Here is a 10,539-nt window from a genome sequence, read left to right as displayed (position 1 = left end):
GCCTTGGATGGGACTTCCGTCCCGCCGGAGACCGCGCCGGCCGGCGGCCGCCCTCGGCCCTCAGCGCGCCTCCACCGCCAGCCGCACGCCCAGGCCGATCAGCACGACACCGGAGATCCGCTCCAGACGGCGGCGGACAGCCGGCCGGCCGAAGACCGTCTTGGCCCGTCCCACCATCCAGATGAACAACCCGTACCAGACGGTGTCCACCAGCACCCAGATCACCGCCAGCGCGACCAGAGTGAGCGGCACGTTCGCCCCTTCCGGCACGAACTGCGGCAGGAACGACATGGCGAACACCGCGGCCTTGGGGTTGGCCAGGCAGGTGCTGAGCCCCAGCAGGTAGGACCGGCGCCACCCCCGGGGCGTCTCGGCGACCGGCTCCTCCTGCGGCCGCTCCGCCTCACGGCCCGCGCGCGCCTGCCAGATCGACTGGGCGCCCATCACGACGAGGAAGACCGCCCCGACGATCCGCATGATGTCGTAGGCGACCTCGGAGGCCAGGACCAGCGCCGACAGACCGAAGGCCGCGGCCAGCGCCCACAGCAGGATCCCGGTCTCGTTGCCGAGGGTGGCGGCCATGCCGGGACCGCGCCCGGCGCGCAGGGTCTGGCGGAGGATGACGGCGGTGCTGGCACCGGGGATCATCGCGAGCAGGAAACAGGAGCCGATGAAGGCGATGAGGAACATCTCGACATCGTCACCACCGCCCACCGCCCTCGCAATCGCATTTCCCCGTCCCCTGCGCCCGGTTCCCGCCTCCGTACCGGGACCTCGGGGAACGGTCCGCGCAGGAACGGCCGGTAAGCTGACGGCGGCCCTCCGGGGAGGGCGACGGCGGTGGGGCCCGCCGGTCCCGCGCGCGACGCGGGCGAACCGCGGCGGCAGCCGCCGACGGTCCCTGCCAGATGCGTCCTCTCGTGCTGGTAGGAGCATGCCGTGCCCGACACACCCGCCCGCCGTTCCGCGCGCCCTCCGGGCGGTCCGTCCTCCCCGCCGCCGCGTTCCGGCGGTCCCGCCGGCGTTCCCGCACAGCAGGCCGGAACCCGGCGAGTGCCGCCGGTGACGCTGGCGGCGGTCGCGGCCGGCGGGGTGATCGGCGCGCTGGCCCGCCACGGGCTGGCGACCGCCTTCCCACACCCGCCGGGCGGGTTCCCCTGGGTCACGTTCGCGACCAACGTGATCGGGTGCGCGCTGATCGGCGTGCTGATGGTGCTCCTCACCGAAGCCGGGCGCGGTCATCCGCTGGCGCGCCCGTTCCTCGGGCCGGGGGTGCTGGGCGGGTTCACCACGTTCTCCGCCTATGTCGCCGACATCGGCGGGCTCGCCGCCGGCGGCGCCCCGCAGGTCGCGCTGGTCTATCTGTCCGCCACCGTGACCGCCGCGGTGACGGCCACCCACCTGGCCGCGCAGGCCACCCGCGCGCTCGCCGGGCTCCGCCGTACCGGCCCGTCCGGGGAGGCGGGGTGAGCGCGCTGCTGGTCGCCCTGGGCGCGGCCGTCGGCGCTCCCCTGCGTTATCTGACCGACCTGGCCGTGCAGTCCCGCCGCGGCGCGGCGTTCCCCTGGGGGACCCTCGCCGTCAACATGATCGGATCGGCCCTGCTGGGGGCGCTGCTCGCTCTGCCCGTCCCGGGATGGGTCATGACGCTGGCCGGGACCGGCCTGTGCGGCGCGCTGAGCACCTACTCCACCTTCGCCTACGAGACGGTACGGCTGGCCGGATCCGGCGCCCGGCTGCGGGCGGTGCTCAACGTCGTCGTGAGCGTCGTCGGCGGCCTGGCGGCGGCCGGGTTCGGGGTGATCGTGGCGCGGGCGCTGTCGTGACGATCACCCGGGGCCGGCGCGGTCGGTGACCTCCGCCGGGCGGGACGGGGCGGGGCCGTACAGCTCGGCGAGCTCGGCGACCGTCTCGGCCATCAGGGCGCGCAGCTCGGGCGGCTCCAGGACCTCGACGTCGGTGCCCATGCGCAGCAGCAGCCACCGGGCGTGCGGGACCGACTCGATCGGCAGGCGCAGGACCCTCCAGCCCCGGGCGTCGGGCGGGCCCGCCGCGGCCAGGGCGGCCTCGACGACGTCGGACCCGACCGTGTAGCTCAGCAGCCCCTCGCGGCCGGGGGCCAGCCGGATGAGCGCCTCCGCGGTGTACATGCGCTCGCGGAACTCCGCGGCGTACTTCTCCCAGAAATCGGCCAGATCGAAGTCCTCGGGCCGGTCGAAGCGCCCCTCGGCGAGCTCGGCGGTGATGATCCGCGACACCCGGTAGGTGCGCGGCCCGCCCTCTCCGGCGGAGGCCACCATGTACCACGACCCGCCCTTGAGGACCAGGCCGTACGGGTGGACGAGGCGCTCCACGTCCTTCGGACCCCAGCGGCGGTAGGTCATGCGCAGCGGCCGCTGCTCCCACACCGCCTGGGTCACCTCCGCGAGGTGGGGCACCTCGTCGGCGCCGCGGTACCAGCTCGGGATGTCGAGGTGGAAGCGCTCGCGCATCCGGGCGGCGTGGGAACGCGGCTCGGGCGGCAGCGCGGCCAGCAGCTTCAGCTCGGCGTTGGCGGCGACCTCCCCCAGGCCGAGCTCGGCCGCCGGGCCGGGCAGGGCCGCCAGGAACAGCGAGGAGGCCTCCTCGGCGGTCAGCCCGTTGAGCCGGGTGCGGTAGCCGTCCAGCAGGCGGTAACCCCCGGCGGGCCCCCGGTCGGCGTAGACCGGGACCCCCGCGGCCGACAGCGCCTCCACGTCGCGGTAGACCGTCCGGACCGAGACCTCCAGCTCCCGCGCCAGCTCCGTGGCGGTCACCCGCCCCCGGGTCTGCAGAAGCAGCAGAAGTGACAGCAGACGGCTCGCGCGCATGCCCCAAGTGTCCCGCACTTGCGTTGCGAACACGATCGATGTTCAAATGAACACATGGAGAGTTCAGACCGGCTCAGGGCCATCATGTCCGCACTGCGCGTGGGCGACTCCGTCTCCGTGGCGGAGCTGGCGGTCCGGCACGCGGTCTCCGAGATGACCATCCGCCGAGACCTCGACGAGCTCGCCCAGCAGGGCGTGGTCCGGCGGGTCCGCGGCGGCGCGGTGAGCCTGCTGCTGCGGGGGGAGGAACCGCCCTTCGGCGTGCGCGAACACGAGTCGGTGGAGGCCAAGCGCCGGATCGCCGCGGAGGTCGCGGCCCTGCTCGCCGACGGCGAGGCCGTCCTGCTCGACTCCGGCACCACCTGCCTGGAGATCGCCCGCGTGATCCGGGACCGCCGCCTGACGGTCCTGCCGCTGTCCCTGCAGTCGGCTCACGAGCTCAGCGCGGCCCCCCGGATCCGCCTGGTCCTGCCCGGCGGCGAGGTCCGCCCCGGCGAGCTCAACTTCACCGGCCCGCTGACCGAGGGCACCATCCGGTCCCTGCGCTTCGACACCGCCGTGATCGGCTGCTGCGGCCTGTCCGCCGAGCACGGCCTGACCACCCACGACCTGGCGGAGGTGGCCGTCAAGCAGGCGGCGATCGCCTCGGCCCGCCGCGTCATCGCCGCCGCCGACTCCGGCAAGTCCACCCGCACCGCGTTCGGCGCCGTCTGCCCCGCCGACCGGCTCGACGTCGTCGTCACCGACACCGCCCTCCCCCCGTCCGAACACGACGCCCTGACCGCCGCCGGCGTCACCGTCCGCACCGTCTGACACCGCTCCGCCGTACGGCTTCGGGAGGTACGGCGGAGCGGGGCGAGCGGGGAGGAGCGCGGAACGGCGGAACGACCTCCCCGGATGAGGAGGGTGGCCGCCCTTTCGCAGGACCCCCTTCCGGCCGGCCCCTCCCCCGCTCCCGCCGAAGGCAGGGCCCTTTCCGTTGGCCCTCCCCCCTGCCGGGCGCAGAGCCCTTCCCCTCCCGCCGAGTGGCGCGCTGACGCGCGTCTCCGGTTCGGTCCCCGACGACTTCTGGAGATCTCCTTGACCCTCATCCACGACGACCGGGCCGCCGTACGGCGCGGCCGGGTCGCGGTCTACCTGCTGTTCCTGCTCTCCGGCACGGCGATCGGCACATGGACGGCCCGCATTCCGACGATCAAGCAGGATCTCGGCCTCGGGGACGGCCAGCTCAGCATCGGCCTGCTCGGCATCGCGGCCGGGGCGATCACCGGCATGCAGGTGGTGGGCCGTCTCGTCGACCGTTTCGGCAGCGTCAAGGTGATGCTCCCGATGGCCTTCGCCCAGGGCGTCGTGCTGGTCCTGCCCGCCCTGGCCCCGAACCTGGTCACCCTCACCCTCGCCCTGTTCGCCTTCGGGGCGGTCCACGGCACCCTCGACGTGGCGATGAACGCCAACGCGGTCGAGGTCGAGCAGGCCATGAACCGGCCGATCATGTCCTCGTTCCACGCGGTGTTCAGCATCGGCGGGTTCCTGGGCGCGGTGACCGGCGGCCTGCTCGCGACCGCGGCCCTCACCCCCGCCGTCACCTTCCTCCTGGTCGCCGTCGCGATCGCGGCCATGGCGCTGTGGGCCTCCCGCTGGGCCTTCACCCGGCGGGCCGAGGCCGTCCACGCCGAGGGCGGCACGACCTCGGCGGGCGGAGCCGGCGGCGTGCTGCTGCTGGGGGTCCTGGCGTTCTGCTGCATGATCGGCGAGGGCGCGGCGGCCGACTGGAGCTCCGTCTACCTGGAGAACCTGAGCGGCTCCGAAGGGCTCGCCGCCGCCGCGTACGCCGCCTTCTCCATCATGATGACCGCCGGGCGCCTGGCCGGTGACCGGCTCACCGCCCGCTTCGGCCCGGTCGCCCTGGTCCGCGCCTGCGGCCTGCTGGCCGCCGGCGGGCTCGGCACCGCCCTGCTGATCGACCGGCCGATCGCCGGAGTGATCGGCTTCGCCTGCTTCGGCGCGGGCCTGTCGTGCATCGTCCCCCAGGTCTTCTCCGCCGCCGGACGCCGCGACCCGGCCCGCGCGGGCCGGGCCCTGGCCCGGGTGGCCAGCCTCGGCTACGCGGGCTTCCTCACCGGCCCGGTCCTGATCGGCGGAGCCGCCGAACTGCTCAGCCTGCCACGCGCCCTGGCCGTCCCCGCGGTCCTGGCGTTCTTCGTCGCCCTGGCCGCCCCCGCCCTGCGCGTCCCCGGCTCCGGCCCCTCTCCCGCCCCCGATGCCGAGTTCGACGCCAGGGTGTGAGGTCGACCAAGGAGAACTCTCATCGCACGTCCACGTAGTCGGCAGGGCCGGTGACCGCGGCGTAGGCGGAAGAACCCGGATAGACCACACGCCAGTAGCCGTCGGCAGCGGCGGCGATCTGCTTGGAGAACGAGCCGGTGCGGGTGGTGGTCACCGTCGTGACAGTCCAGTAGACGGAAGATCCCCGTGAGCGGAACTGAATCGTGATCCGCTGGCCGGCCAGCACGGCGGCGGGGCGGGCGGTGGAAACACGCCCGTACAGCACGCCCTTGACCGTCAGCGGTGCCTTCCTCCTGACCGGTTCGGGGGTCACGTTGAACTTCTGAACTGTCGCGGCACCTTTGACCTGGGAGGAGCGGCGGCGCCGGGCGACAGCGTGATCGGATCCGTCCGCGCCTCGACGACCGGTCCTCCGGGAACGCGGACGGTGATCACCGCCGCGGCGGTCTTCTCCTCGTCGGTGTGCGGAGCCGCGAAGACGGCCCGGTAGTACTGCTGCCTGCCGCTACCGCCCGAATAACCCATCCTCGTGCTCTGACCGCCGAATACGACCTGGACCTCCGGCTGTACGGAGGTGGAGGCGAGGATCACCTGGGCCATGACGCTGATCTTCTGCCCGGGGTGGACCGCCGTGGGGTACGCCGTGACCTGGTCGACGATGGGTGTGCCAGCGAGGCCGGAGGTCTGCCCGCTTTCCAGCCCGTTAGCGGACGTCCCCGCTTCCGTCATCCGGCTGGTTCCGGAGGTGGCGGGCCCGGCGAGACGGTCCTCGGCCAGGGCCGCTGTGGCGGAGAGGAGTACGGCTGCCGCCACCCATGCGGACAGCACACTTCTGATCACATACCTGCGCACTGAGTTCCTTGACACCGAAGGGAACGCGAGAACATCGCATCACCCTACGGGGAGATTTATGGTGTTTTGTCAATATTTTTCCTATGGGCAAGAAGGGCGTGGATCGGGTGATCGCACGTCATGGCGATCCGGCGACTGCTTTTGGAGAGTTGTATTGGATGATCTTCTAATCTGCTGCCTTTACTAAGTAGATCAGATGGGACACATCCAGAAACGGCCGCAGCCCAGGCGGGCCACCATCGCGACCACCACGCACAGCAGCACGATCCGCACGAACCCCGAGCCCTTGCTGATGGCCATCCGGGCGCCCAGCTGGGCCCCGGCGATGTTGCACACGGCCATGGCCAGGCCCAGCAGCCACAGCACGTGTCCCTGGTAGGCGAAGACCGCCAGGGCGCCGAGGTTGGTGCAGGAGTTGACGATCTTCGAGTGGGCCGAGCCGCTCACGAAGTCCATGCCGAGGATGGCGGTGAACGCGATGATGAGGAACGTCCCGGTGCCGGGGCCGATGATGCCGTCATAGAAGGCGATCCCGACACCGGTGACCCCGATCGCGGCCAGGGTCCGGGCCCGGGTGCGCAGATGCGGGTGAGAGTGGGTGCCCAGGGAGGGCCGGAAGGTGACGAACAGCGCCACCGTCACCAGGACGACCATCACCAGGGGAATCAACGCGTCGGTGGAGATCGCCGCCGCGGCCGAGGCTCCGAGCCCGGAGAACAGCAGCGCGGTCAGTCCCGTCGAGACCGCGACCCGCTTGTCGATCTTCGTGGTGGCGGCGTAGGTGACGGCGGCCGAGGCCGTGCCGAAGACGGAGGCGAACTTGTTGGTGGCCAGCGCCTGAACCGGCGGCACGCCCGCCACGAACAACGCGGGAAGCTGCAGCAGCCCGCCCCCGCCGACCACGGCGTCGACCCATCCCGCCCCTGCCGCGGCCACCAGCAGCAGCACGATCTCCGCCGTATCCATGTAAAAGCCCCCGAAAATCACCTATCGCCCGGCAGAGCGTACCCGCCCGCCACCCCGCGAGAGGGAGCGGGCTCCACGGAGGAGTCCCTCCGGGCAGACTTCCCCGAGCAGACTTCCCCGGGCCGGGCTCCTGCGGGTGGGACTTCTCCAGGCGAGACTTCTCCGAGCGGAACCTCCCTCGGGTGGGGCTCCTCCGCGGGAGAACCTCTCCGAACGGCCTGTCCTCCCCCGCGAGCGGTCTCTTCACGGCTGGAAGGCGTCCGTGGCCGCCTCCTGGCAGGATCGGCCGTGTGGGACCCCTCGTGAGCCTTCTCCGCAGACGCCTCCTGGCCCCTGTGACCAGCCCGGCCACCTACCTCCGGTGGACGTGCCTGATCCTGGGCGGCGCTCTTGCCATGCCGTACGTGATGGCGGGATCGGTGATCGACGGGCTGCTGCGCATGCCGGACCCGGCCGGATATCCGCTGCTGACCAGGGACCCGTTGATCTTCTCGGCCATGCTGCCGGTGATCGCGTTGTCCGGGCTGTTCCTGCCGGTGCGCGGCCTGGAGCTGACCGCCGCGCGCGGCCTGCTGGGCGCCTCCGTCGATCCGCCGCCGCCCGCCGGGAGGCGGACCTGGGCCGAGCGGGGCCGTACCGCGGCCTGGTTCACCCTGCACCTGACGGTCGGCGCGGTGATGGCGGGCGTCACGCTGGCGGTGGTCCCGTTCACGATCTGGTTGTGCGTCCTTCCCCTGTACGGAGACCCGTTCGGCCTGATGGGTGGCAGGTTCGAAGCCGGATGGGCCACCGCGTGGGGGCCTCCGGCGGCGATGGTGACCCTGTTGCTGCTGGTCCACGCGGTGTCGGGCGCGGGCACCCTGCTGGCGCGGCTGGCCCCGGCGCTGCTCGGCCCCTCCCCCGCCGACCGCCTGGCGGTACTGGAGGAACGCACCCGACGGCTGGCCGAGCGCAACCGGCTGGCCAGGGAGCTGCACGACTCCGTCGGGCACGCGCTCAGCGTGGTGACCCTCCAGGCGGGCGCCGCGGGCAAGGTGCTCGAACGCGACCCCCAGGCGGCGCGGGCCGCGCTCACCGCGATCGAGGAGTCCGCACGGGCGGCGCTGGAGGACCTCGACCACGTGCTCGGCGTACTGCGCGCCCAGGACGACGACCGGCGCACGCGCGACGGCAGGCGCGTACAGGCTGTCGACCGGCGCCCGCACGACAGGCAGGCCGGCGACCGGCGCCCGCGCGACGGGCACGCGCTCGATGACCGGCACGTCTACGACAGCGGGCACACGCACGATGACGAGCATGCGCGGGATGACGGCGAGCACTCCCCCGCCGGTCTCCCCACCAGGACCCTCGCCGACCTGCCGGGCCTCCTGCGGGTGACCGGAGCGGAGGCCGAGATCTCCGGCGACCTGGACGCGGTGCCGGCCCTGGTGTCCAGGGAGGCCTACCGGATCGCCCAGGAGGCCCTGACCAACGCCGTCCGGCACGGCGGCCGGCCGGTCAGGCTGGCGGCGGCCGTACGGGAGGGGCATCTGGCGCTGGAGGTGCGCAACCCCGTGCAGGGCCGTCCGCGCGGTCCCGGGACGGGCCGGGGGGTGGCCGGCATGCGGGAGCGGGTGGCGCTGCTGGGCGGCCGGTTCGAGGCGGGAACCGAAGGCGGTCAGTGGCAGGTGACGGTACGGCTGCCGCTGCGCGCCCCCACGGCGGACGACGACCGGCTCCTGTGACCGCGGCGCCCGCTCGACAGGCAGGGATCGACCCGCGGTCCCGCGGCGGACGACGACCAGCCCTCATGACCGCGGCGCCCGCTCGACAGGTAAGAACCGGCCCGCACGGCCGCGGCCGGGAAGGCCGGAGCGAACCGTGCGAATTCGGGGCGGAAAAGACTCATGAACCGCTGTGACCGGCCGATAGGCGCTCTGGCCGGTCGTGTCCGATCCGGTGACGGGGATGCGGGAAGGGGGTGCGGCGGTCTTGCCTACGGCGTTGCCGGCCGTGCGCCCGCGCCGCGACCTCATGGCGCGCGGGTGGCTCGTCTATCTCCTGTTCGGCGGCCTGCTGGCCGCGGTCACCCCGCTGCTGCCCGACCCGCCGGCCGTGATGTCGTGGGTGGGCCTGCAGGGCGCGACGGCGCTGGCCATGGCGGCCGCGATCCGCCGGCACCGCCTGGCCCGGCTGCGGGCGTGGCGGCTGATCATCGTCGCCGGTCTGACCGCCTGGCTGGCGATCATGCTGGGACAGGTCGTCGCCCCGTCCTGGCTGCGCGTTCCCCTGTTCCACGTGCTCCCCCATCTTCTGCTCGTCTTCGCCTACCTGCTCGGGTTGATCGCGCTGGTGATGCTGGTCCGGCTCGCCAACGGCTCACCGCGGGCGGTACTGCTGGACGCGGGCATCATCACCGTCGGCGTGGGCATGCCCTTCTGGGTCTTCATGGTCCACCCCCTGATCCGGGGAGTCCCCAGCCTCGACGCCGAGACCGTCTTCGCCCTCCTCACCCCCGCCATCGACCTGTTCATGCTCGGCCTGACTGCGCGGCTGGCCCTGTCCAGGGGCCGGGCGCCCTGGCTCGTCCTGCTGTGCCTGGCCTACGCGACGGCGTTCGTCACCCACGGGGCCTCCCTGCTGACCCCGGCCGACGGGCTGTCCTCCAGCGCGCTGTTCACGATCGGCCAGCTGCTCTGGTCGACCGCGATCGGCAGCGCCGCGCTGCACCCCAGCCTCGCGGGGGCCTCCGTCCCGGTCTCCGAGGTCAGCACCCGCACGCAGGTGCTGACGTTCCTGACGCTGGCCGTGTTCAGCCCGCTGGTCTCACTGGCGGGCCTCGGCGTGATCGGCGACGCCACGGCCGAGACGCACGCCGCGCTGGTGGTCATGGGGCTGACCGTGCTCCTGGCGGTCCTGCTGACCGTACGGCTGAGCATCGCCGCCCGCCTGGCCGAGGACCACGCCGCCGAGCTGGGCGTCGCCCTGCGCCGCCAGGAGGTCCTGCAGCGCAGCCTTTCCTACAGCGCCTCGCACGACCCGCTGACCGGGCTGGCCAACCGCACCCTGCTCGGCGAGGCCCTGCAGCACGCCATCACCGCCACGACCCCGGACGCGCCCCCGCCCGCGTTGCTCCTGCTGGACCTGGACGGATTCAAGGACGTCAACGACAGCTACGGCCACCCCGTGGGCGACGAGCTGCTCACCCACGTGGCCGCGCGCCTGCAGCCCATCGTCTCCGACGGCCGGCTCCTGGCCCGCCTGGGCGGCGACGAGTTCGCGCTGGTGCTGCCCCACGCCACCGTCGACGACGCGCTCGCCGTCGCCGAGCACATCCTGACCGCGCTGCAGGCGCCCTACCGGCTCGACTCCCGCGAGCTGTACCTGACCACCAGCATCGGCGTGCTGGCCGGACTGCCGGTGGCCACCCCGTCGGAGGCGCTGCGCGATGCCGACCTGGCGCTGTACGCGGCCAAGAACGCCGGCAAGAACCACATCACCTTCTTCGACCCGGCCCTGCGCCACGCCCGCCTGGAGCGCACCCGCCTGACCGCGGGGCTCCGCCGGGCGGTGGCGGGCCGGGAGTTCGCCCTGCACTACCAGCCAA

The 10,539-nt window shown here is 73.1% G+C and carries 11 protein-coding genes; 6 read left to right on the top strand and 5 right to left on the bottom strand.

Going from position 1 to position 10,539, the window contains the following annotated elements:
* Window positions 1–60: 60 nt before the first annotated feature.
* On the bottom strand, window positions 61–690 hold the full coding sequence (locus Psi01_RS42445) for a LysE family translocator (protein ID WP_204069875.1): 630 nt from the start codon (window positions 688–690) through the stop codon (window positions 61–63).
* A gap of 249 nt (window positions 691–939) precedes the next feature.
* Here Psi01_RS42445 and Psi01_RS42440 point away from each other — a divergent pair, with 249 nt between their 5' ends.
* Window positions 940–1,470 carry a fluoride efflux transporter FluC gene (locus Psi01_RS42440; protein WP_239128448.1) on the top strand — a complete coding sequence of 177 codons (531 nt, stop codon included), beginning with the start codon at window positions 940–942 and terminating at the stop codon, window positions 1,468–1,470.
* Window positions 1,467–1,826: a fluoride efflux transporter FluC gene (locus tag Psi01_RS42435; protein ID WP_204069874.1), complete on the top strand. Its 360-nt coding sequence runs from the start codon at window positions 1,467–1,469 to the stop codon at window positions 1,824–1,826. Before Psi01_RS42440 ends, Psi01_RS42435 begins: the two co-directional genes overlap by 4 nt.
* Before the next feature lie 3 nt (window positions 1,827–1,829).
* Here Psi01_RS42435 and Psi01_RS42430 read toward each other — a convergent pair whose 3' ends face one another.
* Complete coding sequence (locus Psi01_RS42430; protein WP_204069873.1) at window positions 1,830–2,849, bottom strand: helix-turn-helix transcriptional regulator; 1,020 nt, start codon at window positions 2,847–2,849, stop codon at window positions 1,830–1,832.
* Between the two features lie 54 nt (window positions 2,850–2,903).
* On the opposite strand from Psi01_RS42430, the gene Psi01_RS42425 reads away from it, so the two are divergent.
* Together Psi01_RS42425 and Psi01_RS42420 are read left to right on the top strand one after the other, a co-directional pair.
* Complete coding sequence (locus Psi01_RS42425; RefSeq protein WP_239128447.1) at window positions 2,904–3,662, top strand: DeoR/GlpR family DNA-binding transcription regulator; 759 nt, start codon at window positions 2,904–2,906, stop codon at window positions 3,660–3,662.
* A 267-nt stretch (window positions 3,663–3,929) separates the two neighbouring features.
* On the top strand, window positions 3,930–5,135 hold the full coding sequence (locus tag Psi01_RS42420) for an MFS transporter (RefSeq protein ID WP_239128446.1): 1,206 nt from the start codon (window positions 3,930–3,932) through the stop codon (window positions 5,133–5,135).
* A gap of 19 nt (window positions 5,136–5,154) precedes the next feature.
* Here Psi01_RS42420 and Psi01_RS42415 read toward each other — a convergent pair whose 3' ends face one another.
* From Psi01_RS42415 to Psi01_RS42405, 3 genes are all read right to left on the bottom strand, one after another.
* Window positions 5,155–5,448: a hypothetical protein gene (locus tag Psi01_RS42415; protein WP_204069871.1), complete on the bottom strand. Its 294-nt coding sequence runs from the start codon at window positions 5,446–5,448 to the stop codon at window positions 5,155–5,157.
* Window positions 5,445–5,963, bottom strand: a complete 519-nt coding sequence (locus Psi01_RS42410; RefSeq protein ID WP_204069870.1) for a hypothetical protein — start codon at window positions 5,961–5,963, stop codon at window positions 5,445–5,447. Before Psi01_RS42410 ends, Psi01_RS42415 begins: the two co-directional genes overlap by 4 nt.
* A 216-nt stretch (window positions 5,964–6,179) precedes the next feature.
* Window positions 6,180–6,953: a TSUP family transporter gene (locus Psi01_RS42405; protein WP_204069869.1), complete on the bottom strand. Its 774-nt coding sequence runs from the start codon at window positions 6,951–6,953 to the stop codon at window positions 6,180–6,182.
* A 335-nt stretch (window positions 6,954–7,288) separates the two neighbouring features.
* Here Psi01_RS42405 and Psi01_RS42400 point away from each other — a divergent pair, with 335 nt between their 5' ends.
* Together Psi01_RS42400 and Psi01_RS42395 are read left to right on the top strand one after the other, a co-directional pair.
* A complete protein-coding gene (locus Psi01_RS42400; protein WP_204069868.1) occupies window positions 7,289–8,677 on the top strand; it encodes a sensor histidine kinase in 1,389 nt (462 codons plus the stop codon).
* A gap of 247 nt (window positions 8,678–8,924) precedes the next feature.
* Window positions 8,925–10,539, top strand: a 1,615-nt coding sequence (locus tag Psi01_RS42395) for a GGDEF domain-containing protein (RefSeq protein WP_204069867.1), incomplete at its 3' end; no start/stop codon positions are given.

It is taken from the genome of Paraplanobispora siamensis, from assembly GCF_016863175.1.
In the GTDB taxonomy this organism is placed as follows: Bacteria; Actinomycetota; Actinomycetes; order Streptosporangiales; family Streptosporangiaceae; genus Planobispora; species Planobispora siamensis.
Note: the sequence above shows the minus strand (reverse complement) of the source record. Positions and strands in the feature narration are given on the sequence as shown.

Coding starts and splice junctions, on each gene's coding strand:
- Psi01_RS42445 (WP_204069875.1), bottom strand. CDS start 690: ATGTTCCTCATCGCCTTCATCGGCTCCTGTTTCCTGCTCGCGATGATC.
- Psi01_RS42430 (WP_204069873.1), bottom strand. CDS start 2,849: ATGCGCGCGAGCCGTCTGCTGTCACTTCTGCTGCTTCTGCAGACCCGG.
- Psi01_RS42425 (WP_239128447.1), top strand. CDS start 2,904: ATGGAGAGTTCAGACCGGCTCAGGGCCATCATGTCCGCACTGCGCGTG.
- Psi01_RS42405 (WP_204069869.1), bottom strand. CDS start 6,953: ATGGATACGGCGGAGATCGTGCTGCTGCTGGTGGCCGCGGCAGGGGCG.